Source organism: Halorubellus litoreus, assembly GCF_037081675.1.
Lineage (GTDB): Archaea > Halobacteriota > Halobacteria > Halobacteriales > Natrialbaceae > Halorubellus > Halorubellus litoreus.
Map to the genome: position 1 here is coordinate 495,574 of NZ_JAZAQL010000003.1, position 22,119 is coordinate 517,692.

Annotated in this window: 22 protein-coding genes and 1 pseudogene; 13 read left to right on the forward strand and 10 right to left on the reverse strand. The window is 65.0% G+C overall.

Annotated features, from left to right (window positions below; translation table 11 throughout):
• Positions 1–3 precede the first annotated feature (3 nt).
• Genes VYJ16_RS17170 through VYJ16_RS17180 form a run of 3 tightly spaced genes read right to left on the reverse strand, consistent with a single transcriptional unit; the run spans position 4 to position 2,336 of the window.
• Positions 4–972: an AAA family ATPase gene (locus tag VYJ16_RS17170; protein WP_336351538.1), complete on the reverse strand. Its 969-nt coding sequence runs from the start codon at positions 970–972 to the stop codon at positions 4–6.
• Positions 969–2,060, reverse strand: a complete 1,092-nt coding sequence (locus VYJ16_RS17175; RefSeq protein ID WP_336351539.1) for a DUF4350 domain-containing protein — start codon at positions 2,058–2,060, stop codon at positions 969–971. Before VYJ16_RS17175 ends, VYJ16_RS17170 begins: the two co-directional genes overlap by 4 nt.
• Positions 2,061–2,336 carry a DUF8044 family membrane protein gene (locus VYJ16_RS17180; RefSeq protein WP_336351540.1) on the reverse strand — a complete coding sequence of 92 codons (276 nt, stop codon included), beginning with the start codon at positions 2,334–2,336 and terminating at the stop codon, positions 2,061–2,063.
• 314 nt (positions 2,337–2,650) lie between these two features.
• Between VYJ16_RS17180 and VYJ16_RS17185 the strand changes: the two genes are divergently transcribed.
• From VYJ16_RS17185 to VYJ16_RS17195, 3 genes are all read left to right on the forward strand, one after another.
• Positions 2,651–3,154, forward strand: coding sequence for a metal-dependent hydrolase (locus VYJ16_RS17185; RefSeq protein ID WP_336351541.1), 504 nt, complete (start codon positions 2,651–2,653; stop codon positions 3,152–3,154).
• Positions 3,155–3,321: 167 nt separating this feature from the next.
• Positions 3,322–4,293 carry a transcription initiation factor IIB gene (locus VYJ16_RS17190; RefSeq protein ID WP_336351542.1) on the forward strand — a complete coding sequence of 324 codons (972 nt, stop codon included), beginning with the start codon at positions 3,322–3,324 and terminating at the stop codon, positions 4,291–4,293.
• 101 nt (positions 4,294–4,394) lie between these two features.
• On the forward strand, positions 4,395–4,877 hold the full coding sequence (locus VYJ16_RS17195) for an Lrp/AsnC family transcriptional regulator (protein ID WP_336351543.1): 483 nt from the start codon (positions 4,395–4,397) through the stop codon (positions 4,875–4,877).
• A gap of 14 nt (positions 4,878–4,891) precedes the next feature.
• On the opposite strand, the gene VYJ16_RS17200 is transcribed toward VYJ16_RS17195, so the two are convergent.
• Entirely contained in the window at positions 4,892–5,908 is a 1,017-nt protein-coding gene (locus VYJ16_RS17200; RefSeq protein ID WP_336351544.1) for an amidohydrolase family protein, read from the reverse strand.
• Positions 5,909–6,257: 349 nt separating this feature from the next.
• Between VYJ16_RS17200 and VYJ16_RS17205 the strand changes: the two genes are divergently transcribed.
• Positions 6,258–7,745, forward strand: coding sequence for a proton-conducting transporter transmembrane domain-containing protein (locus VYJ16_RS17205; protein ID WP_336351545.1), 1,488 nt, complete (start codon positions 6,258–6,260; stop codon positions 7,743–7,745).
• Positions 7,735–10,197 carry a DUF2309 domain-containing protein gene (locus tag VYJ16_RS17210; protein WP_336351546.1) on the forward strand — a complete coding sequence of 821 codons (2,463 nt, stop codon included), beginning with the start codon at positions 7,735–7,737 and terminating at the stop codon, positions 10,195–10,197. Before VYJ16_RS17205 ends, VYJ16_RS17210 begins: the two co-directional genes overlap by 11 nt.
• Positions 10,198–10,251: 54 nt before the next feature.
• Here the strand turns inward: VYJ16_RS17210 and VYJ16_RS17215 are convergent, their stop codons facing one another.
• Together VYJ16_RS17215 and VYJ16_RS17220 are read right to left on the reverse strand one after the other, a co-directional pair.
• On the reverse strand, positions 10,252–10,971 hold the full coding sequence (locus VYJ16_RS17215; RefSeq protein WP_336351547.1) for a DICT sensory domain-containing protein: 720 nt from the start codon (positions 10,969–10,971) through the stop codon (positions 10,252–10,254).
• Positions 10,972–10,976: 5 nt separating this feature from the next.
• Positions 10,977–11,366 (reverse strand): DUF7344 domain-containing protein, encoded by a 390-nt coding sequence (locus VYJ16_RS17220; protein WP_336351548.1) that lies wholly within the window; start codon positions 11,364–11,366, stop codon positions 10,977–10,979.
• A 484-nt stretch (positions 11,367–11,850) separates the two neighbouring features.
• Between VYJ16_RS17220 and VYJ16_RS17225 the strand changes: the two genes are divergently transcribed.
• A complete protein-coding gene (locus VYJ16_RS17225; protein ID WP_336351549.1) occupies positions 11,851–12,180 on the forward strand; it encodes a hypothetical protein in 330 nt (109 codons plus the stop codon).
• Positions 12,181–12,298: 118 nt separating this feature from the next.
• Here the strand turns inward: VYJ16_RS17225 and VYJ16_RS17230 are convergent, their stop codons facing one another.
• Positions 12,299–13,105, reverse strand: coding sequence for a TrmB family transcriptional regulator (locus VYJ16_RS17230; RefSeq protein WP_336351550.1), 807 nt, complete (start codon positions 13,103–13,105; stop codon positions 12,299–12,301).
• A gap of 391 nt (positions 13,106–13,496) precedes the next feature.
• Here VYJ16_RS17230 and VYJ16_RS17235 point away from each other — a divergent pair, with 391 nt between their 5' ends.
• The 7 genes and pseudogenes from VYJ16_RS17235 to VYJ16_RS17265 all read left to right on the forward strand — a co-directional run bounded on the left by VYJ16_RS17235 (position 13,497) and on the right by VYJ16_RS17265 (position 19,458).
• Positions 13,497–14,297 (forward strand): TrmB family transcriptional regulator, encoded by an 801-nt coding sequence (locus tag VYJ16_RS17235; protein WP_379762720.1) that lies wholly within the window; start codon positions 13,497–13,499, stop codon positions 14,295–14,297.
• A gap of 1,065 nt (positions 14,298–15,362) precedes the next feature.
• Positions 15,363–15,725, forward strand: coding sequence for an alpha/beta hydrolase family protein (locus VYJ16_RS17240; protein ID WP_227133030.1), 363 nt, complete (start codon positions 15,363–15,365; stop codon positions 15,723–15,725).
• A 68-nt stretch (positions 15,726–15,793) separates the two neighbouring features.
• Complete coding sequence (locus VYJ16_RS17245) at positions 15,794–16,084, forward strand: ArsR/SmtB family transcription factor (RefSeq protein WP_227133031.1); 291 nt, start codon at positions 15,794–15,796, stop codon at positions 16,082–16,084.
• Complete coding sequence (locus tag VYJ16_RS17250) at positions 16,071–16,499, forward strand: DUF8036 family membrane protein (RefSeq protein ID WP_227133032.1); 429 nt, start codon at positions 16,071–16,073, stop codon at positions 16,497–16,499. Before VYJ16_RS17245 ends, VYJ16_RS17250 begins: the two co-directional genes overlap by 14 nt.
• Before the next feature lie 97 nt (positions 16,500–16,596).
• A pseudogene (locus VYJ16_RS17255) lies at positions 16,597–18,273 on the forward strand (transposase).
• 504 nt (positions 18,274–18,777) lie between these two features.
• On the forward strand, positions 18,778–19,023 hold the full coding sequence (locus VYJ16_RS17260; protein WP_336351552.1) for a BolA family protein: 246 nt from the start codon (positions 18,778–18,780) through the stop codon (positions 19,021–19,023).
• Positions 19,024–19,116: 93 nt separating this feature from the next.
• On the forward strand, positions 19,117–19,458 hold the full coding sequence (locus VYJ16_RS17265) for a glutaredoxin family protein (RefSeq protein ID WP_336351553.1): 342 nt from the start codon (positions 19,117–19,119) through the stop codon (positions 19,456–19,458).
• A 57-nt stretch (positions 19,459–19,515) separates the two neighbouring features.
• On the opposite strand, the gene VYJ16_RS17270 is transcribed toward VYJ16_RS17265, so the two are convergent.
• The 3 genes from VYJ16_RS17270 to VYJ16_RS17280 all read right to left on the reverse strand — a co-directional run bounded on the left by VYJ16_RS17270 (position 19,516) and on the right by VYJ16_RS17280 (position 21,998).
• The gene (locus tag VYJ16_RS17270; protein WP_336351554.1) at positions 19,516–20,547 is read right to left on the reverse strand and encodes a histidine kinase N-terminal 7TM domain-containing protein; all 1,032 of its coding nucleotides are present in this window, start codon (positions 20,545–20,547) and stop codon (positions 19,516–19,518) included.
• Positions 20,548–20,663: 116 nt separating this feature from the next.
• Complete coding sequence (locus tag VYJ16_RS17275; RefSeq protein WP_336351555.1) at positions 20,664–21,674, reverse strand: NADP-dependent oxidoreductase; 1,011 nt, start codon at positions 21,672–21,674, stop codon at positions 20,664–20,666.
• An 87-nt stretch (positions 21,675–21,761) separates the two neighbouring features.
• A complete protein-coding gene (locus VYJ16_RS17280) occupies positions 21,762–21,998 on the reverse strand; it encodes a hypothetical protein (protein ID WP_336351556.1) in 237 nt (78 codons plus the stop codon).
• Positions 21,999–22,119: the final 121 nt, after the last annotated feature.

Sequence of the window (22,119 nt, forward strand, 5' to 3'; positions counted from 1 at the left end):
CGGTCAGTCCGACGCCGCGGAATCGGCCGTCGCCCCTTCCGGTGGGACGACCGACCCGAGGACGTCCTCGACGACGTCCTCTGGCGAGACGCCCCCGAGGTCGGCGTCGGTGTTCAGCACCATCCGATGCCGGAGCGTCGGCAACGCGATCGCCTTCACGTCGTCCGGGATCACGTACTCTCGGCCGTGGATCGCCGCACGCGCCTTCCCCGCGTTCAGGAGCGTCAACGCCGCACGCGGTGACGCACCGACGTCGACGTGCTCGTGCTCGCGGACCGCCCGCACCACGTCCAGGATGTACTCCTTCACCGGCGGCGCGACGTGCACGGCCGCGACGACCTCGCGTAACTCGGCGACGTCACCCGACGACAACACCGGCTCGACGGACTCGGCGTCCAACGTGACGTCCGCGTCGAACCGGTCCAGAATCCGGCGTTCGTCGTCCCGGGACGGCGTGTCGACGACGAGCTTGAACTGGAAGCGGTCGCGTTGCGCCTCCGGCAGCTCGAACGTCCCCTCCATCTCGATGGGGTTCTGCGTCGCGATGACCATGAACGGCGTCGGGAGCGCGAGCGTCTCGCCCTCGATGGTGACGCGACGCTCCTGCATCGCCTCCAGGAGCGCGGACTGGGTCTTCGGCGTCGCGCGATTGATCTCGTCGATGAGGAGGACGTTCGCGAATATCGGACCGCGCTGGAGCTGGAACTCGCCGGTCGCCTCCCGGTAGACGTGCGTGCCCGTAACGTCCGCCGGCAGGACGTCCGGCGTCATCTGGATGCGGTTGTACTGGACGCCGACCGCGCGAGCGAACGCGTGGCCAGCGGTCGTCTTCGCGACCCCGGGAACGCCCTCCAGGAGGACGTGCCCGCGCGTCAGGAGCGCGACGGTGAACTGCTCGATAAGCTCGTCCTGTCCGATGAGGACGGTCTGGGTCTCGTCACGGAGCGCTTCGTACGCCTCGGCCGGGGTCATCGTTCGCCTTCATCGTTCTGCGACCGACGGTTAATACTTTGCGCGAGACGCTCGACGCGGTCGGCGTCCCAGTCCGGGTGGCGGTCCCTGATGAACGCTCGGACGTCGTCGTCGCGAAGCGGCGTCCGCGGACGCTCCCGGCCGAGTCGGTCCTCGAGCGCGGCGAGTGGACTGACGCCCTCGAGGAGCGCGGCGGCGAGCGCGGCGAGTGGACTGACGCCCTCGAGGAGCGCGGCGGCGAGCGCGACGAGTACCGCGCCGACGGCGAGTTGCGCGAGCGCGGACTCCTCGAGGACGAGCACGAGGACGGCGAGCGGCGGGACGCCGCCCGCGTGCGAGTAGTCGAACGCCACCGGGCCGTCGTCCGCGAGCGCGACGACGAACGCGCGATTGTCCTGCCGGTCGAGCATCGTGTTGATGAACAGGCTCGGGTCGGAGACGACGACGACGGTGCCGTCACCGACGGACTCGGCCGTCACGACCGGGCGGGCGCCGAGCGTCTCGGCGTCGTCGAGCGCGTCGTTCCGGTTCACGTCCAGATAGCTGAACGACGAACTCCGCGCGAGCACCCGCACGTCATCCGTCGCGTTCACCACGGACGGATAGTTGAGCGCGAGGCGGTCGACGCCGCGCGTGTACGTGCTGTTCGTGACGTTCGTGGCGAGGGGCATCGCGGGGGTCGCCCCGTACCGTCGCTCGTCGCGGAGCAGGCGGCCGTCTATCCTCGCCTCGGCACCGACGCCGGAGAGCAACGCGTTGGCGCCGCCACCGAAGTCCCCGGCGACGACGAGCGTCCCGCCGCGTTCGACGAACGCTCGCACCGCCGAGAGCGACGCCTGATCGTACTCGCTCACCGGCGACAACACCACCGCGGTCGCGTTCGACGAGAGCGACTCGTACGCCTCGGCGTCCCGAACGACGGTCGTCTCACCGTGTTCGGCAGCGAGCACGCGTGCGTCCTCGGACCCGTCCCACGCCGGGTTGTACCCCCCGAAGGCAGCGGTGGACGTGCTCCCGGCGTAGACGACGCCAGCGACGGCGACGAGCACGACGAACGCCAGCACGTACTGCGGGAGCTCGACGCGCATCTAGAGGACCCCCGGCGGCAGTATCTCGAGGATGCGTCGAACGACGACGTACGCGAACGCGACGAGGCCCAGGCCGATGAGCCACTTCAACCGCGCCCGCCACGTGGGCGTCACGTTCAGCGGTGCCGTCAGTTCCACGACCACGAGGAACCCGATGAGGGTGGTCACGAAGAACAGTTCGTACGCGAGGGCGTCCACCAATGCCAGGACGAGTGCACTCCCGAGCGCCCACGCCATCGTCCCGGCGACGAACCGTTGGCGACGCCGCGTCGTCATCGCAAGGAACTCGTCCGGGCGGTGATAAGAAGGTGTCGTCTCCACAGCAGACCGCGCGTGCTACAGTCGCCCCGTTCCCGTCAGTCGTCGAGTTCGTTCCCGCACTGGGCGCAGACGTTCGCCTGCCAGCCAACCGTCTGTACCACGGCAACCTCCTCGTCGCACGTCGTGCAATGAACTGTCTCACTCATGGTCCCAACTACCGTTACCACACGCTACACTCCGATCGGCCATTAAATATAAGCGTGAATATCCCGGGAACCAGACGGTCGATACCGACGAAGCTATCCGCCCCGGCCCGATACCCCGTCACGATGTGGCCCTGGGGACATCTCGGTCTCGGCTATCTACTCGCTCGCGCGAGCGTCCCGACGGACCAGGTTCGCGGCGCACACCTGCTGGCCGTCGCGCTCGGCACGCAATTCCCCGACCTGGTCGACAAACCGCTCGCGTGGACGTTCACCATCCTCCCGTCCGGCCGGAGCCTCGCGCACTCCGTGTTCGCGCTCGTCGTCGTCGTCGGGTTCGCGTGGGTCGTCTGCCGTCGCTACGACCGGCCGACGCTCGCCGTCGTGTTCGGCATCGGGTACGCCAGTCACCTCCTCGGGGACTCGCTTCACGCCCTCGTCGGTCTCGAATGGGAGTTCCTGACCTTCCTCGTCTGGCCGCTGCTCGAACTCCCGCCGTACGAGAACGACTCCTCGTTCGTCAGTCACTTCCTGAACTTCGAACTCGGCGCGTGGACGCTGTTCGGGTTCGCACTGTTCGCGACGGCCGCCGTTCTCGTCGTCCACACCGAACGCCAGCATCGTCGCTGACAGCCCGAATTCCCCGTCTTGACCTGGTGATACCCCTGGTGAGCCGTCGCTCGCCCACCCAAGCGGCCCGTCGGGCAGCGCCACGGACCGACTTTCAGCGACGTCGGCCACGGCCGCCGCGCCCACACATATAAATGTCGCGAACGGCTAGACGGCAACAGAATCCGATGGCTCGTCTGAATCGAGAACGTGGAACACAGGAATCGGTCGCCAGTTCGGACGAGCAACAAACCGACGAGTCGGAGACGGAGACGTGCCCCGAGTGCAACTCCGAACGGCTCGTCACGAGCGGGGACGGCGACGAGCTCGTCTGCGACGACTGCGGGCTCGTTCTGGAGGAAGACATGATAGACCGCGGGCCGGAGTGGCGTGCGTTCAATCACGGCGAACGAGAGAGCAAGAGCCGCGTCGGCGCCCCGACCACGCAGACGATGCACGACAAGGGGTTGACGACGCAGATCGACTGGAAGGACAAGGACGCGTACGGGCGCTCGATCTCCTCGGAGAAACGCAGCCAGATGCAGCGCTTGCGGAAGTGGCAGGAGCGCATCCGGACGAAGGACGCGGGCGAACGCAACCTGCAGTTCGCGCTCAGCGAGGTCGACCGGATGGCGAGCGCGCTCGGCGTCCCACGGTCGGTGCGAGAGGTCGCCTCCGTCATCTACCGGCGCGCGCTCAGCGAGGACCTCATCCGCGGCCGGTCCATCGAGGGCGTCGCGACGGCGTGCCTGTACGCGGCGTGCCGACAGGAGGGCATTCCGCGGAGTCTCGAAGAGGTCGCCGAGGTGTCTCGCGTGGAACAGAAGGAGATCGGGCGGACGTACCGGTACGTCTCGAAGGAACTCGGCCTGAAGATGGAGCCGGTCGACCCGAAGGAGTACGTGCCGCGGTTCTGTTCGGAACTGGAGGTGAGCGAGGAGGTGAAGATGAAGGCGAACGAGATCATCGACGTCACCACCGAGAAGGGCTTGCTCTCCGGGAAGTCCCCGACCGGGTTCGCGGCGGCCGCGATCTACGCCGCGAGCCTGCTCTGTAACGAGAAGAAGACACAGCGCGAGGTCGCGGACGTCGCGCAGGTCACGGAGGTCACGATCCGGAACCGGTATCAGGAGCAGATCGAAGCGATGGGCATCCACTAGTCCCTCGAGCCCGCTCCCGGGGGTGACCGACGCTCTGCGAGGGCGTCGTCACGTCCGCGTAATGTCGAACAGTAAAGGACCAGTGCTACGGAGTCACGGGTATGGCTGACGAGCCCATCGACGACGTGGATCGCGCGATCCTCCACGCGCTCCAGGAGGACGCGCGGAACATGTCGTCCGGTGACATCGCGGAGCGAACCGGGACGTCCGACAGTACCGTCCGCAAGCGAATCCAGCGACTCGAGGAGAGCGGTGTCGTCAAGGGGTACGAGGCGAGCGTCGACTACCAGAAGTCGGGGTATCCGCTGCGGATGCTGTTGTTCTGTACGGCGTCGATCCCCGAGCGCGGGACGATCATCCCGGAGATACTCGAGATCGAGGGGGTGGTGTCGGTACAGGAGCTGGTGACGGGCGAGCAGAACCTCTTGGTGACGGCGGTGGGGGAGTCGGACAACGACATCACGCCGGTCGCCCAGGAGCTGCTGGACATGGGGTTGACCGTGGCCGACGAGGTGCTGGTTCGGAGTCACGAGACGACGCCGTTCGGGAAGTTCGACACGGGCGGCGGCCGCGACGACGAGTGAGTGCGCGGGGCGGGCTAGAGGAGGACGCGTTCGACGTCGAGGCCGGTGGCGCGGCGGACGACGGCTTCGACGGTGTCCTCGGTGCCGGCGAGGTTGTGCGAGTCGCCGTCGAGGACGAGGAGGGCGGCTCGCCGACCGGGTTCGACGACGCCGCAGTCGAGTCCGGCGATGTCGGCGCCGGCGGTCGTCGCCATCCGTAACACGTCGCGGGCGGTGACGTCGAACTGCTTGGCGGTGAACGCCATCTCGCGGAACATCGACGGTTGGTTGAGCATCACGTTGTCGGTGCCGAGTGCGACCGTGGTGTGGTCGAGGAGGTCGCGTATCGGTGCGCTCCCGACGTCGAGGACTGCGTTCGCGCGTGGGCAGACGGCGATGGGGACGTCCTGTTCGGCGACGCGGTCGAGGTGGTCGTCGCGCGCGTGGACCATGTGGACGAGGAGGTCGGGTTCCAGGTCGAGTGCGGGATGGATGTCGGTGGCGTCGGGTTCGCCGGCGTGGATGGCGAAGGGGGCGTCGCGCTCCGTGCACGTGGCTCGCTCCGTGGCGAAGTCGTCGTCGTTCGCGCCGGAGGCGCCGTAGCCGTCGGCGACGTCGAGGACGGCGGTGTCGTCGCTCCCGAAGACGAACGCGTCGACGTCGAGGGGGTCGGCTGCGTCGCGGAGTGCGCGCGCCCCCGGGATGCCGTTCTCGCGGAAGTCGAGCGTGGCGACGGTGCCGGTCCGTGCCATGTACTGGAGCGTTCGCGTCATCGCGTCGACGAGTTCGGTGCGGTCGGCGTCGGCCAACCGTCGGTGCTTCAGGCTGTCGGGGGGTGCGACGGCGTCGTCGAGCGACAGGGAGACGGCGGCCTCCTTCGCGATGGAGTCCCCGAGGTGCGTGTGAGCGTTCACGAACGCGGGGAGGACGATGTCGGTCGATTCCGTGGCGGTCTCCTCGACGGCCTCGATGCGGCCGTCGTCGACGACGACGCGCCCCCGGATGGGTTCGAAGGACCGTCCGGCGAGGATGGTCCCCGTGAGTTCCTCCATGCAACGCACTGCGGCGTTGTTCACGATATGGGTTTTGAATCGGGAATATCGAACGAACTGGTAACCAGTGGCCGTTCGTGGGAGTGATGCGTCGAACGTGGACTCGTGGTTCTGTCTCCGCGCGTTCGAAACGGCCGTCTCTGGGGTGTTCTCCGTCGGGCGTCGCAACAGTCAGGGGCGTGCCACCACGACCCATGCGAAAACATAACGTTCTTTCGGGCGATTCTTGCGAACGATTTGGGAACATAGATAGATTTATTAGTTAATCTGTTCTCTCATCGGCCGAATACGACTGGTCTGGTCGTGGCGTGCGGGGCGGACGGCCCGAACCGGTCGCTTCGAGCGAACGATGTCAGGACGCACCTCGCGGACGACGGTCGGATCGCTCCCGGACACGACGGCTGACACGCCGCTCGTGGCCGTGGCACTGACGTGGCTCGTCTGGTCGCTGTTCGCCGCGAGCATCGCCGCACTCCTCGCGCACGTCCGACTCGGCGGCCCCTGGGAGTTCGCGGGCGTCGTCGCCGTCGACGGCCTCACCGTACTCATGTGGGTCGTCGTGACGTTCTTCAGCGGCATCGTCCACAGTTACTCGCGGCGGTACATGGCCGGGAGCGCTCACGAGACGACGTTCTTCGCGACCGTGTTCGCGTTCACGCTCGTCGTGCTCGGGCTCGTCGCCGCCGACCACGTCGCGCTCTTCGTCGTCCTCTGGCTCGCCATGGGCCTGCTGATGGCCGAACTCGTCGGGACCGTCGACGGCTGGCCGCAGGCACAGGCGGCCGCCAGCGTCGCACGCCGGTACTTCCTCGCCAGCACCGCCCTCCTCGGCGTCGCCCTCGCGACCCTCTGGTCGACGACCGGCGCGACCACCGTCTCCGGCATCGGGGCCGTAGCCGACTCGCTCGGGGGGCTTCCCTGGCTGGTCGCGGTCGGCGCGCTCGTACTCGCCGCGATGATCCAGTCCGCCCTCGTCCCGTTCCACGGCTGGCTGCTCTCCTCGATGACCGCTCCCACGCCCGCCTCGGCGCTCATGCACGCCGGGTTCGTCAACGCCGGCGGCATCCTCCTCACGCGGTTCGCGCCCGTGCTCTCCGTCGACGCCACCGCCATGCTCGCCGTCGTCGCGGTCGGCGGCGCGAGCGCCATCGCCGGCAAGCTCCTCAAGTCCGTCCAGACCGACGTCAAGGGCAAGCTCGGGTCGTCGACCGTCGGCCAGATGGGCTTCATGCTCATGCAGGCCGGCCTCGGTTTCTTCGGTGCCGCCATCACGCACCTCGTCCTCCACGGCTTCTACAAGGCCTACCAGTTCCTGAGCGTCGGCGAACAGGTCGAACGCACCACTCCCAGCGACCGCACCGAACACACCATCGGGCGCGTCACGACCGTCCCCGGCGCCGTCGTCGCCGCCCTCACTGGCCTCGCCGGTGGCGCGGTCTTCGCGGCCCTCACCGGGAAGGGAACCGCCGTCGACAGCGGCCTCCTCCTCACGTTCTTCGTCGTCTTCACGACGCTCCACGCCGCCCGCAGCGCCGTCGCCCACACCTCGCTCCCGACGACCGCGCGGTACGCGGCCGTCCCGCTCGTCTTCCTCCCCGCGATAACCGTCTACGCCGTCGTCTACGAGGCCATCTCGGGGCTGCTGGCCGTCGGCACGGTCACCACCGACCTGACCGTCATCCACGGCGTCATCGCCGTCGGGTTCGTCGCCATCTACCTCGGCATCGAGACCGGCGTCCACGAACGCAGTCGGCGCCTGTACGTCGCCCTCCTGAACGCCAGCCAACCGTCGTCGGACACCCTGCTCACCACCACGGAGGACTACAATGAGTACTGACCCCACCACCGAAGCGCGCCTCGAGGACCACTCCGGGGGCGCCGTCGAGGACCGCATCGAAACCGCTATCGACGACGCGGCGAGCGTCGTCGGGAACGCGTGGCCGATCCACTCGTTCGTGACCGCCAACCCCCTCTCGGGGTTCGAGACGCAGTCGTTCGACGACGCGGTCGCGCAAGCCGCCTCGCTCCTGGGCGGCCGCGGGTACCCGAGCGCGGACACGTTCCGGCGGGCGCTCGCTGCCGGCGAGATAGACCGCGAGACGCTCGACGCCGAACTCGCCGACGCCGGCCTCGACGACGACCCCGAAGCGCTCCTCGACCGCCTCGCGGACGCGGCGACCACCGACCCGGACGATGCCGACACCGAGAGCGAGCGCGTCGACCGCGTGCTCTCGAAGTGGCTGTCGGCGTTCCTCGACGAGGGCAGCGCGCACTGGTCGATGCCGAACCGCGACGCCGGATTCTACGCCGCGTTCCGCGACGTCGTCCCGCACGACGGGGACGTGCCGACGGACGGAGTCCTCGCCGACCTCCCCGAGCGGCCCGTCGACGCCATCGCGACCGTCCTCGACCCGTACCCGGAGAGCCAGTGGCAGGCCATCTTCGAGGAGCAACTCGCGGCGCTCTCCGGGTGGACGAGCTTCGTCAAGCAACGCGGGGCGGACGGCGGCGAGTGGCAGTCGACGCACCCGATGACGCTCGCCGGCTACCTCGCAGCGCGTCTGGCACTCGCCGACGCCGTCGGCGCCGACATCGAGCCCACGGTCGAGCGCGCGGGAGGCCAGCCCGCCGACGACGTCGCCGCGGCGTTCCTCCGCGCGTGGGAAGCGACGTACCGCGACGAGCTCGTCGATACGGTGGCGTCCGCGAGCGAATCCCTGAGCGACCGCGAGGACGGCGGGCGGCCCGACGCGCAACTCGTGTTCTGCATCGACACGCGCTCCGAGGTCATCCGCCGGCACCTGGAGGCCGAGGGCGACTACGAGACCCACGGGTACGCGGGCTTCTTCGGGGTCCCGATGCGCTACGAGGGGTACGACGCGGACGTGGCCGTCGACGCGTGTCCGCCAATCCTCGACCCCGAGCACCACGTCTCGGCGTTCCCGACCGACGACGACGACCAGGCCACGCACGACCGCTGGCTGGGGATCCGCGAAGCGGCGGACGAGATCGTCGAGACCCTGGAGGCGAACGCCGCGACCGCGTACGGCTACGTCGAGAGCGCCGGCGGCGGATACGGCGTCTCGCTCGCCGCCCGGACGCTCGTCCCCGAGCGCGTCCGGAACCTGTTCGAGGCGCTCGACGAACCGGTCCCGGACGCCCACGAGTTCTGCGACCCCGTCGTCGACCACCAGCACACCTACAACGGTGACCTCCCGGTCGGACTGACGACCGAGGAGCAAGTCGAGTACGCAGCCACCGCCTTCGAGCTGATGGGCTGGGAGACGTTCGGTCGCCTCGTCGTCTTCACGGGGCACGCGAGCGAGACCGCGAACAACCCGTACGCGTCGAGCCTCGACTGCGGCGCGTGCGCCGGCAACCCCGGCGGCCCGAACGCGCGCGTCCTCGCCGCCATCTGCAACGACCCCGACGTGCAGACGGCGCTGAGCGAGCGCGGAGTCGACGTCCCCGAGGACACCGTCTTCCTCGCCGGCGAACACAACACCACGACCGACGAGGTCGAGCTCTACGACGACCACGTCCCCGAGAGTCACGCCGAGGACCTCGAACAGCTCCGCGCGGACCTCGCCGCGGCGCGCGAGGGCGCAGCCGCAGAACGCGTCGAATCGATGGACGGCGGGGACGTGCGCGACGACGAAGGCGTCCGCGACGTCGAACGCCGCGCGGCGGACTGGGCGGAGCCCCGCCCCGAGTGGGGGCTCGCCGGGAACGCCGCGTTCGTCGTCGGCCCCCGCGAGCTCACCGCGGACGTCGACCTCGACGGGCGCGCGTTCCTGCACTCCTACGACCACTCGACCGACCCCGACGGCGACGCCCTCGAAGCCATCCTCACCGGGCCGATGGTCGTCACGCAGTGGATCAACGCCCAGTACTACTTCTCGACCGTCGACAACGCCGTCTACGGCAGCGGGTCGAAGGTCACCCAGAACCCGGTCGGGAACGTCGGCGTCTACCAGGGCAACGGCGGCGACCTCATGACCGGGCTGCCGCTCCAGTCGCTGTTCGCCGCCGCCGACCGGCCCCACCACCAGCCGCTCCGGCTATCGACGGTCGTCCACGCACCACTCGACCGCGTCACGAGCGTCCTCGCCGCGCACGACGACCTCCAGCAGCTCCTGGACAACGACTGGCTGTCGCTGACCGTCGTCGACCCAACCCAAGACCACGGGTTCTTCGAGTACGACGAGGCGCTGGAGTGGACCGCGGCGTCGGTGGACGCGCTCGGTCGCGAGGACGCACCGACCGTCGCGCCCGCCGCCGACGACTGACACCTCGAACCGGACCGCGGCCTCCGCTCCGCGGTCTCGGATTCGAGTTCGCGCTCACCGACCGGCGGCCGGGTCGAGAGCGCTCGCGACCTCGCTGGCGATGTCGGGGTCGTCGGTCCAGAACCCGTCGTACGCGTCGCCGTCCTGTCTCGCGAGCAGCGCGTTCGCCGTCGAGTCCTCGTCGCCACCCAGGAACGCGATGACCCAGTAGCGCTCGCCGTCCACGACAGGGTAGTCGTGGTACGCGATTCCCGGAACCTCGGGGGGCGACCAGTCGTCGGCGCCGTAGACGTGGACGTCGAGGTCGGTGTCGGTCGCGAGCGTCCGGTACACGTCGAACTGGGCGCGATACCTCGACATCGACTGGAACCCCGCGTGGAGGACGCCCGTGCCGATGCGGAACGCGCGCTCCTCGATCTCGCGACTCACCGCGAGCAACTCGCGTCGCGCCATCGCCGTGAACACCGTGTCGTCGAGGACCTCGAACAGCACGCGGTACCCGTCGGAGACGTCGTCGGCGTCGCCCGGCCGAACGACGGGCGGTTCGAGGAGGTCCGCGAGGTCCGCGAGCGCGATCGCGCCCGCGAACTCGCCGTCGCGCTCCACGACGACGAACGGCGCTGGCCCACCCGAGGGGAGCGTGCGGTACTCGACGTGGACGTCGTGGTTCGCGAACCGCTCGGCGACGTCCACGTCACCGCGGTCGTCCGCGCCGACGTACACCGTGAACTGGGAGCGGGCGGTCCGCGCTCGCCCGATGAGTGCGTCGAACATGGATATCACTCCCGGGCCGACGGCGAGTCTCGCTCGCGTTCGATGGTCGCCTTCGTCTCGTCGGTGAGTGCTTCGAGGACCACTCGGCCACTCGTCGGGTCGTACGAGACCACTCCGAGGTCGTCGAGGAGCGGGAGATGATGGTGGTGGAGCTCCACCTCGATACGAGCCCGGTCGGTCGCCGTTGCCATCGGCCGGTTCCCCGTCGCCTCCCACCCGGCGAGGATGGTGGCGAGCTCGTCGCGGGTTCGCGACCGGTCGTCGAAGAGCAGCGTCACGAGGCGACGACGACACGTGGACGCGAGCACGCGGTGGACGTCGTCACGCGAGAGGTCGTTGGGACTGCTCGGCCCCGCGTCAGCAGGCCCTTGCTTCTCCGGTTCGTCGTCGCGCATCGGTCCTTACGACTACGCAGAGAACCCACATAGTCTTTGATGATGGATGTTGTTCGAGGGGTCGCTACACTGTCAGAGTGCCGACGGACCCGCTCTCGAAGTACGCCCTGAGGTATCCGCGACCCTCTACCGCTCTGGCATGCTCGCGTTCGTCCTGATGCGCTGCCGTGGAATCGTCCCGTGGTCGCTCCTGGTCGACGTCGACCAGACATCACCGAACCGATTCCGCTGCCCTCGTTCGCCCCGAATCCCCCAATCAGGGACTCCGCACCCCGGACTCTCGACCGATTCGACCGGTGAAACCCCGGAGTCTCGACCGATCGTCTCAACGCATACGTCTGGTTCAGCCTCCACGACGTATTCGTACCGCCCAGGTCCTACACGGGTGGGGAACCACTCTGGGAAGAATTCACGCAGATAATCAAAAAGAGACTATTCCTAAAAATGTGAGGGGTTCAGGGACTGGGATGCCCTCACACTTCCTATGAGCAAGGAAGTGACGTCGGCGTCTTTCGACTCTCATCTCGACGCACTGGGTCATATCGACCGGCGACGGCTGCTCCTTGCACTTCTTCACGCGAACGCCGACGGGGACCTACCGGTCGATGTCGAACAGCTGGAGCACGCCACTGCTGAGAAGTCCCCCCGCCTGTCGATGCACCACGTTCACCTTCCGAAACTCGACGATCACGGATTCATCGACGCTAGCCTGAATCACTATTCCGTGACTCCAGGCCCACGCTTTGAGGAAATAAAACCGCTCCTCGAACTACTGGAGACGAATCGGGAGCAGTTACCCGACGACTGGCTCTAACAGTCGCGAGGGCGGCAGTACTCACTCGCTCGCATGGACAGGGCCACTAAACCGTGCCAGCGTGGCCGAGTGTGAACGACTCCGACGACGATCACGCCGCCAGCTCCGACGAACGCGGCTATTCTGGGTGTGGATCGCGTGTCGGGAGCAAGCCCTGCGCCAGCAACCGGCGCGAAATCACGACGAGGCCATTGCGGAACCCGCCACCGAACACCGCCTGTTCCTCCTGTGTGTTGGGAACGATCGTACTGACGAGGATCGTCGACCGGTCGACGAGCAGGAGCCGTCCGATCGCCAAATTCTCGTCAGATCCCTCTCCGCTGCGCAGCCAATCCAACCCCGAAAGGAACGTCGTGGCTTTCGGGACGGCATCGTGAATTCGTGCTTCGAGCGATTCAGTTACCGCACCAATCAACAGATCAACCCCAGGTCCAAGTTCGTTCAGACTGTCGATCAACTGCTCCGTCAGCAGCGAGTCGTCACCGAGGACCAACACGACCTCCTCGGTTGCGTCGCTGATGAGCTGATTCGACCGGTTCGCGATCGCATCCGTCCCGGACATCGACCAGACCTCCTGGACCGGGTCTTCGCCCTCCGGGTCCACTGGGTCGGCCTGTTCGAGGGCGTTCGCGAGGCGGTCGACGCGCGCCTCATACTGGTCGCGAAGGGTCTCGGTGGCCTCTTCGAGCGGCACTGCCCGAAACCGCTGTGGACTGGAATGCTGGACTTCGACGAGTCCCTGTGCTTCCAACAACCGGACGGCGTCGTAGACCCGTGTTCGGGGAACGTCAGTGACCTCGCTGAGTTGCTTCGCCGTTCCGCTCGAGAGGCGCGACAACCCGACGAAACACTTCGCCTCGTACTCCTTCAAGCCGAGTTGCTGGAGTACCTCAACTGCTTCTTCTAGCGTTTCATCTGTGCTCATGTGTCCCAACTCGTAACCCGGGGATGCCCGGAGTTCTCGGAGCATTCGACCGCTGGCCGGATAGGCGTTGTCACTCTCCAAGAAGCGATTCACCAGTGGTAGAGGGCCACTTCCGTGATACAGCCGTTATTACCGCCCTCTATCCACTGCCCCAATTCTGTTGTAACCCACAGAATCACAAAAATTTTGGAGAGGGATACAAATCGACTCTCGCCCGACCTTAGACAATATTCGATCTTCACTCAGTTAATCACAAAAGAAATATACTGGTCGGGGCAGTATCCTGAAGCCGGCACGCGGCTCGGAACTTGTGTCCCAACCACAACCCGATGCGTGCCGGCCCCGGCCACTTTCCGTGGCTGGGTTTCAAGCGTACCGAGGTCCCCAGAGTATGAGTACTGATCCGTTTGACGATCCCCACTCGACAGCGATCGACCAGCTCGAACAGTTCGGCCTCAGTGCGTACGCTGCGCGGACGTTCGTTGCCCTCGTGAGTCTCGGGACAGGCACGGCAAAAGACGTGAGTGGGGTCTCGGACGTCCCCCGAACCCGGGTGTACGATGCGATCGACGAACTCCACGACTTCGGACTGGTCGACATTCAACAGTCCTCCCCCAAGGAGTTCTGGGCGATTTCAGCCGAAACCACCGTCCGAAAATTCGAACAGGAGATGGACCACCGACTGTCGATCCTGACGACAGCGCTGGACGAGCTCGAACCCGTTCAACGGAGCGTGGAACAACGTGGGGTCTGGACCGTCGACGGCCAGCCAACGGTCACCGATCGCGTGATAGAGTTCATCAATGAGGCGGACGACGAGATCGTCTATATGACCGTCGAGGACCTGCTCACCGAGGACATCATCGACGCGTTACGTGACGCCGCAGATCGCGGGGTGACGATCAGCCTCGGTGGCGTCTCGGCGGACGTCCAAGACCAAATTCAGGACGAGATTCCCGGTGCCGAGCTGTTCGAATCGCTATGGGTCTGGTCAGACACCCCCGCTGGCCGACTCATGATGGTCGACGGCACGAAGACGCTCGTGAGCGTGCTCGTCAACGGCACGGACCCGAGCCCGTCCGATCCACGGGCCGAGACCGCCATCTGGGGCGCGGGCGACACGAACAGTCTCGTGGTCGTGCTGAAAGCGATATTCACCTGGCGGCTGCGGAACGCTGACTCGCCTTCGTAAGACTACGAACAGCAGAATCAGTCGGTATCATTCTTCGACGGGGTATTGGCCGGTTTGTGGTTCGATTGTTCGTAGGGTGTGGAGCGAACCTCAGTAGTTGAGACTGGCGCTCTCAATGCATACGCTCTGGGCGATACAGTATTATCCCAATCTAACATCCTTTGTCAATATCGGGCGTTCTGCATGAACTGGAATGAATTTGTGCCTAACCTGTGGCCGATTTCGGCAATCGACTAAGTCAGTTCCCCGGTCAGTACGATCTGTATGTCATCGGGCATCTCTCGGAAAGCGTTTCTTCGCGCAACTGGAGTCGCACTTGCTGCGACTATCGCAGGGTGCAATAGCACAACAGACAACAGCGGACCGAACACCAATACACAGACCTCTCCTGAGACTTCTCCGCAATCCGAACAACAGAATGACGACTCTCCGACGTTCGGAAATTTCTACGTCGGCAACGCAAACACAAGCAGTAGTACAGTCATCGACGGACGTGCTGAAGTCGTATATACACGGCCCGATACGGCCACCGACAAGTCACCCGTCGTAATGGTGCCTGGCCTCGGATTGTCACCGTACATTTACCGGACGACACCTGACGGTCGACGCGGCTGGGTGGAGTACTTTGCCGAAGCTGGCCATCCAGTGTATGTATTCAACCCGCCTCGAAACGTCGATTCAGGTGGCTTAGACACTGCTGCCCTCCAGAACTCTGACTCCGCGTCACTCTCTCGGTGGTCTATCGATCGAGCATGGCCGACGTGGGGGTTCGGACCTGAAGTCGGTGACCCATACGAGGACGTTCGATACCCGGTTGAGTCGGTCGACCAACTCGTTGCGTCATTCCCCGCATACGTTAGCACTGGTGGCGGAGGTGGCGGTAGACAAAGTGGGGGCCAGACGGGTGGACGTGGCGGCGACCAGAACTCCACACCTGCGGATTCCACTGAGACAGCAGCTGGAACCCAGACTGGGTCGACTACCGGAGGTGGCGGTGGGAGTCGGTTCGCACCACCCCAAGAGACTGCCGCCCTAGAGGCGCTTCTCAACCGTGTTGGTCCGGCAGTGCTGCTCGTTCACTCAGCGGGCGGTAGTTCCGGATTCACAGTTGCACAAGCTGCGCCGGACCTCGTTGAACGGATCGTCGCAGTTGAGCCGGTCGGTGCGCCGACTGACCCGCAAACTGTGGCGGAGATGGGTGGTGATGCACCGTTCATGGGCGTGTATGGCGATTATGTCGACGAGCGTGGGCAGACTGGTCGCAAGGAAGCGACCCAGACAACTGCAGAGCTCGCAGGAGAGACAAGTCCCGCATCGACGCTGCTTAGCCTTCCGGACGAAGGGATATCCGGAAATACACATCTCATGATGCAAGACGACAATAACGGTGAAATCGCTGATCGGATTATCTCCTGGATTAGTGACTGATTTGAGGCCGTAGTATCGTTCGGCCCGAGACAGAATGTATTTGCACCGACCAAATGAATACTCGATAGATGCGGCAGTTGCTCTGGTGGCTCATTGGTGGGTCTCGTGGAGGCCGAAATCGGCTTCGTATCCTCCGCGCACTCAACGACCAGCCACGAAACACCAATCAATTGTCGAATGACCTAGGTTTGAACTACAAAACAGTGCAGCACCATCTCGAAGTCCTCGAGGAGAGCAATATTGTGACCACGGAGGGTGACAATTACGGGCAGATGTACTTCCTCTCAGACAGAATGATGAACAACCTCGACATCATGGAAGACGTGGCGGAACAGGCCGGAGTTGATGATGATTCGTAACTGGATCAAGGGTCCACTTGGAACGACAGTAGCGAGTGCGACCGCCGCGAGTGGTATCGCACTCTTAGTCGCACTATTCACATCAGTTCCGTCCCATGGCCCTCCGTCGAGGGCGCTGTCCTCCCAGGTTGAACTGCTCATTCGGATGGAGGTTTTCTTTACCACCCTGAACCTCGTGTTACTGGTGGCACTCGCAGTCATCTACGTGCAGCTTTATCGCGATCTTCCGAACAAGTACACAGCAAGCCTGCTTGTGCTAAGCCTCGCGCTGCTCCTATACGCGGGTACGTCAAATCCAGTAGTACACAACGTCTTCGGCTTCCGCCCTCGCCCAAATATCGGCGCGTTCGTGTTTCTCCCGGACTTCTTCATCGGACTTGCCATCCTAGTTCTCCTCTATCAGAGCCAGACCTGAGTTCGAATCAATTTTTCAGAGGTATGAGTTGGCTTTCATAGACTGATTTCGTTCACCGATTAGACGGACTCTTTAGCCTCTCCAGCTATCTCCTGATGTGGGTGTGACGCGTGAGTCACGCCGGACTGTCTTCCGTCGAATTGCTCGCCAACCGACTATCAAGTGGCCAGTCTATACTTCAAACCCGCTGTATGACCGCGCTTCACTTGCCGGATTAGAGTCGGATATTCGCGCCGTCGCAGGAGCTTGGTTCGATCACGTCCACCACGAGTCAGTTGAGAAGTTCGTTTGCTCACTTCCGCTAGCGTATTTTCAGTTCAACGTACACGACCGCTACGTGGGACCAACTCGCTACGAGATTGACACACTATTTCGGTTATTCGTTCTGAAGGAACTCCACGGGTGGGAGCACGAGACCGCACTCTGCGAGTACCTCGAAAGCCATCTCGAACTCTGTGAATGTCTTGGGCTGGGTGCCGTTCCCGACCAATCGACACTCTGGCGCAGTTGGCACACGCGCTTCAACGATGAGCTTCGCGAGACGGTCCAGAAAGCGGCTCGAACGATTCTCATCAAAGCGCAGAACGCCGACGTCACCGTCCCCCGCGAACCAGAGCAGATCCTCCCGGCTCGTTGCGATGACGTGGACGAATCGGTTCCAGACGACCGAGCCATTCTGGACAACGCCGATAGAGTCACCGAGCACGTCAGCCGTGTCGTGTTCCCTGCGTTCTCGCTCAATCGTGGCGAGGGCTGTGAGGTCCACGAGCACGCTTTTTGAGACCTACAGACGTATCTCGGACTGCGCGAGCGGCTGGCTGCAAACGAGGGTGCTCGCAGTTTCGTCCACGAGTCAACGCGGGAGCGGACACCACTCGGACACGCCCACCGCGACCACATTCGTGATCTCTCTATCGAGCAGATTCGAGCGATGTACCGGCAGGCAATTCGACGACTCATTGATGAAGTCGCAGAGACGGAGAAGTTCTTCCGGGCAGGGATCGTCGCTATCGACATCACCGAGGCTGCTCCCTTCACCGGCGACCGGACCGGCCACGAGGACGAGATCATCGGGACGAAAGAACAGACCGACGAGTACGCCTATCAGTGGGCGACCGTCCAGCTGGTCGGGAACGCTGTCCCACTCGTCCTCGATGCCCGCCCGGTACGGAAAGGCGAGTCACGACTAGAAATCGTCGAGGACTTGCTGAATTCGGCTGAAGAGCTCGTTCACGTCGATAACGTACTGATGGACCGGGAGTTCGATAGCCAGCACGTCCTGGAGATGATTAGTCAGCGCGGGCACTCCTACGTCGTTCCGAAGCGGACGCAGACCAGCGAGAAAGCCCAGGCCAAGCGATTGCTCCAGCGCGATCAAGGCCGATATGAAACTGACCGGAAGCTCCACCTCGGCAAGAACGAGTGGCACGAGACGACGCTGACCTACCGACGGAAAGAGGACTCCGAGCACGACGATCACCGGCAGTATTCGGTGTTCATGACGAATCGGGGGAGCGGACACCTTACGGAGTACGGCTACAGGTGGGAGATCGAGAGTGGGTACAGGTCGATCAAACGGTTCATGGCGGCGACAACGTCGAAGAACTTTGGGCTGCGATTCTTCTACTTCGCGTTTGCGTGTCTGCTGTACTCGATCTGGCGAACTGTCGATCTCCTCGTCCAAGCCGAATTGACTGGCGAGTATGAGCACTCACCGGTGATTACAGCGGACAACACGCTGACGCTGCTGAAGAAGGAAACTGGAATCGGGTAGAGAGACACTCTGTCTGGGTTAGCCCGCCGTCTGAGTGGCTACACTATTGGACGTCTGAAAAAATCTGCCCATATGGTTGAAAGTTTGGCAAGAATGGCCGCTTGGAGAGTGATCTGGAGCAGTTTCCGCTGACCGAATCGGTCAAATTCGCGCATCACAGGCCCGCTAAACCCACTGTCGTCTCAACTTCCGCTCAAGCAAATTTGCTATAGCGAAATACCATTTATGAACGTGCTCAGCGTGCGTTGTGGGCGTCCACAGCACGGAAAACGGCAGATGCGACCCGTTACTCGAGCACTTTCGCTTTGTGTAGAAAGAACAAGTGGCATGACTCGCGAGCCCGCCTGCTGGCATCGCGACCGAGCGACGACCCCGAGAATCGGGGTTCTGCCCGGATGAACGACGATTCTCGTCCGAGCACCGACCGTCGTCGAACTCTACGTCGTCGACCAGTCCCCGGGCCGTTCGGAAAGGTCTATGCGAGCGCCGACCCAGGCGACAGGCATGGACGAACGCGACATCGCGGAGCTCATCGAGGCCGGTATCCCCGAAGCGAACGCAACCGTGACGCGACCGCGCGGCCCGGACGACGACGACCACTTCGCCGCAACCGTCGTCTCCCCCGCGTTCGAGGGCGAGACCGTGGTCGCCCAGCACGAGATGGTGTACGACGCACTCGGTGAACACATGACGACGGACATCCACGCTATCGAACTGACCACGCGCACACCCGACCAGGTCGAGGACTGACGAGCGTCGAACGCGACCAGTGCCACCGTCGAAGCTACTTGCGTCGATTCCAGCGACGCAAGCCATATGCCTCCGGCAGCCCCAGGGTCGGGTATGCCATTCGACCCCGAGACGGACCTGGCGCCCGAGGACGTGCAAGCGACCGTCGACGACGCCATCGCGGACAACGACGTGGTGCTGTTCATGAAGGGCAACGAGCTGATGCCCCAGTGCGGGTACTCGAAGAAGGCGCTCGCGCTCATCCAGCGGCATCGGGACGAGTACGAGACCGTGGACGTCCTGCCGGCGCTCGACGAGTTCCGCGAGGCACTCGAGTCCCACAGTGGCTGGGAGACGATCCCGCAGACGTTCGTCGACGGCGAGTTCGTCGGCGGGAGCGACGTCCTGGAGCAACTCGAGGACGACGGTGACCTCGCGGCGACGCTCGACGCGTAACGCCAGCCAGTCTCTTCTACCGGTCGCGTCGTCCGACGGTCGCCAGCGCGAGCGCCGTCACTGCTGTGGGTCGAGGACGAAGAGCGTGCCGCCGTGGGCGGCTCCCGGCGCGTCCACTCGCTCGACGTTCACGACGTAGTCGGTTCCCGTCAGCGGGTCGTCGAGGACCAGGCCTTCGGCGGCTTCCGGGTTGCGGTCGTAGCGGTCCTGGAGCGAGGACTGTTCCTCGAACGCGTCCTCGACGTCGCTTCCGGGCGCCTGGTCGGCGTCGACGCCGAGGACGGCGGCTGCCGGGACGTTCAGGGCGACGAGCGTGTCCGTGTCGTCGACGAGGAACGCCGGGTCCTCGCGCTCGCCGAGGCCGACCTCGGCGGCGAGCGGGCTGTCGTCGACGAGCGAGTACCGGTACGCGCCGACGACGATGGCGACCGCGCTCACCGCGAACATGATCGGCGTGAGGTCGAGCGCGAGGATGCCGGCGGCGCTCAGCGCGAGGTACGCCGCGTTCCCGACGGTCGGGAAGACGACGGCGACGAGCATCGAGACGACCTGTCCGCGGTGGGCGGTCGACGCACCGAACAGGCCTTTGAGAACGAGGGCGGCGCCGACGAACAGGATGAGGTACGCGAACGCGGCGTGCGCGAAGAACCCGACGCCCCACGCGCCGAACTCGATTATCTCGGAGCCAGTGCCGGTCGCGCCCGTCCGTTCGACGGACGTCCAGATGAGGTCGGTGCGGACCCAGACGAGTGCGTTCACGACGAGCCCTTCGAGGAAGAGGACGGCGAGGAGCGGAGTGCGGATCCAGTGGTCGCGGCCGGTGTATTCGAGCGCGAACAGGAACCAGCCGATGGGGACGAACGCGATACCGATGTACGTGAGTTTCGACGCGATGAGCGCCACCTCGAAGCTGAACGAGACGGTGTACACGAACGTGACGACGAGCCACACGAGCGAGCCGCCCAGCAGGAGCAGGAGTGGTCGGCCGCCCGGGCGACTCGCCCGGTCGAGGACGACGTAGAGTGCACCCATCGTCGCGAGTATCGCGACGACGAGCGTGGCCTGGTAGGCGAGCGTCGGGATGAGCATGGACGTTCATGCTGTTTACTCGCTCAAAACCACTGTGGCCGAATCGGACGCTCATTCAAGTACGGGGCGTCGGCCGACGGTCGACGGATGGGTCGACCGGACGCGTCTTCCGAGCCCTATTCGTCGACGGCGACGAGCTGCTTCCCGATGTTGTCCCCCTCGAAGAGGCCGAGGAACGCGTCGGGTGCGTTCTCGAGGCCCTCCGTGACGGTCTCGCGGTACTGGATGGTGCCGTCGCCGACCCACTCGGCGAGCTGGCGCGTGGCTTGCTCGAAGCGCGCCTGGAAGTCGTTCACGAGGAAGCCCTCGACCTGCGCGCGGGATTCGATGAGCGCGGGGAGTTTCCGGGGGCCGGTCGGTATCTCGGTGGCGTTGTAGAGCGATATCTGGCCGCAGACGGCGACGCGCGCGTCGACGTTCAGTCGCTGGAAGACGGCGTCCGTGATGGGGCCGCCGACGTTGTCGAAGTACGCGTCGACGCCGCCGGGTGCGGCGTCGTCGAGCGCGGCGCGGTAGTCGTCGGTCTCCTTGTAGTTGATCGCGGCGTCGAACCCGAGGTCGTCCTCGAGGAACGCGACCTTCTCGTCGCTGCCGGCGAATCCGACGACGCGGGCACCGGCTTCCTTCGCTATCTGGCCGGCGACGCTCCCGACGGCGCCTGCGGCGCCGGTGACGACGAACGTGTCCCCGGGTTTGACGTTCGCGACCTCGCGCGTCCCGAAGTACGCGGTGCGACCGGGCATCCCGAGGACGCCGAGCGCGGTGGAGACGGGGCCGAGGTCGGGATCGACCTGTGTCAGCGCGCTGGCGTTCGCGACCGTGTAGTCAGCCCATTCGAGGTTCCCGACGACGACGTCCCCCTCCTCGAACCCGGTTCCGTTCTCCGCGGCGACGTCGCCGACGACGCCGCCCTGGAGGGGGTCGCCGACGTCCCACGCTTCCGCGTAGGATTCCCCGGCGTTCATGCGGTCGCGCATGTAGGGGTCGACGGAGAGGTAGCGCGTCTCGACGACGACCTCGCCGGGCCCTGGCTCGGGGACGTCGGTCTCGACGAGCTCGAACGTGTCGCGGTCGGGGACGCCTGTCGGTCGCTTCGCGAGTACGAACTGGCGGTTGGTGTCTGTCACGGCTGTCGCTCGGGGCTGGTGTCGTAATGCGATTGGGGTCGCGGAAGGTCGTCGAGGGACCCCGTGGTCGTCAGCAGGTGACAGTACTCACTCGTCTCGCGGCAGGTCGAACGTGCCGGTGCGGTCTGCGGCGATCGTCGACGCGTCGCGCGTGTCGTCGACGAGGTACGGGAGAACGTCCTCGTCGTCGACGTCGTCCTCGTCGTAGAACTCGACGTCCTCGTCGTCGCGGAGTGCATCGACGTCCGCCTTCAGCACGCGGAGTTCGGCTTCGCGCGCGTCCCGCAGGCCCTTCTTCTCGCGGCCTCGTTTGGTATCTGCCATTACGATAGCGCATACGGGTCGTGTCTTGATAACTATTGCCACTCCATTGGTGAGCGTTCGGCGCGTCCGATTCGCGCTCGGCGTCACGTCCGGAGCCACTGTGCAGCGTCGACGGTCCGCG

Coding starts and splice junctions, on each gene's coding strand:
- VYJ16_RS17170 (WP_336351538.1), bottom strand. CDS start 972: ATGACCCCGGCCGAGGCGTACGAAGCGCTCCGTGACGAGACCCAGACC.
- VYJ16_RS17175 (WP_336351539.1), bottom strand. CDS start 2,060: ATGCGCGTCGAGCTCCCGCAGTACGTGCTGGCGTTCGTCGTGCTCGTC.
- VYJ16_RS17180 (WP_336351540.1), bottom strand. CDS start 2,336: ATGACGACGCGGCGTCGCCAACGGTTCGTCGCCGGGACGATGGCGTGG.
- VYJ16_RS17185 (WP_336351541.1), top strand. CDS start 2,651: ATGTGGCCCTGGGGACATCTCGGTCTCGGCTATCTACTCGCTCGCGCG.
- VYJ16_RS17190 (WP_336351542.1), top strand. CDS start 3,322: ATGGCTCGTCTGAATCGAGAACGTGGAACACAGGAATCGGTCGCCAGT.
- VYJ16_RS17195 (WP_336351543.1), top strand. CDS start 4,395: ATGGCTGACGAGCCCATCGACGACGTGGATCGCGCGATCCTCCACGCG.
- VYJ16_RS17200 (WP_336351544.1), bottom strand. CDS start 5,908: ATGGAGGAACTCACGGGGACCATCCTCGCCGGACGGTCCTTCGAACCC.
- VYJ16_RS17205 (WP_336351545.1), top strand. CDS start 6,258: ATGTCAGGACGCACCTCGCGGACGACGGTCGGATCGCTCCCGGACACG.
- VYJ16_RS17210 (WP_336351546.1), top strand. CDS start 7,735: ATGAGTACTGACCCCACCACCGAAGCGCGCCTCGAGGACCACTCCGGG.
- VYJ16_RS17215 (WP_336351547.1), bottom strand. CDS start 10,971: ATGTTCGACGCACTCATCGGGCGAGCGCGGACCGCCCGCTCCCAGTTC.
- VYJ16_RS17220 (WP_336351548.1), bottom strand. CDS start 11,366: ATGCGCGACGACGAACCGGAGAAGCAAGGGCCTGCTGACGCGGGGCCG.
- VYJ16_RS17225 (WP_336351549.1), top strand. CDS start 11,851: ATGAGCAAGGAAGTGACGTCGGCGTCTTTCGACTCTCATCTCGACGCA.
- VYJ16_RS17230 (WP_336351550.1), bottom strand. CDS start 13,105: ATGAGCACAGATGAAACGCTAGAAGAAGCAGTTGAGGTACTCCAGCAA.
- VYJ16_RS17235 (WP_379762720.1), top strand. CDS start 13,497: ATGAGTACTGATCCGTTTGACGATCCCCACTCGACAGCGATCGACCAG.
- VYJ16_RS17245 (WP_227133031.1), top strand. CDS start 15,794: ATGCGGCAGTTGCTCTGGTGGCTCATTGGTGGGTCTCGTGGAGGCCGA.
- VYJ16_RS17250 (WP_227133032.1), top strand. CDS start 16,071: ATGATGATTCGTAACTGGATCAAGGGTCCACTTGGAACGACAGTAGCG.
- VYJ16_RS17260 (WP_336351552.1), top strand. CDS start 18,778: ATGGACGAACGCGACATCGCGGAGCTCATCGAGGCCGGTATCCCCGAA.
- VYJ16_RS17265 (WP_336351553.1), top strand. CDS start 19,117: ATGCCATTCGACCCCGAGACGGACCTGGCGCCCGAGGACGTGCAAGCG.
- VYJ16_RS17270 (WP_336351554.1), bottom strand. CDS start 20,547: ATGCTCATCCCGACGCTCGCCTACCAGGCCACGCTCGTCGTCGCGATA.
- VYJ16_RS17280 (WP_336351556.1), bottom strand. CDS start 21,998: ATGGCAGATACCAAACGAGGCCGCGAGAAGAAGGGCCTGCGGGACGCG.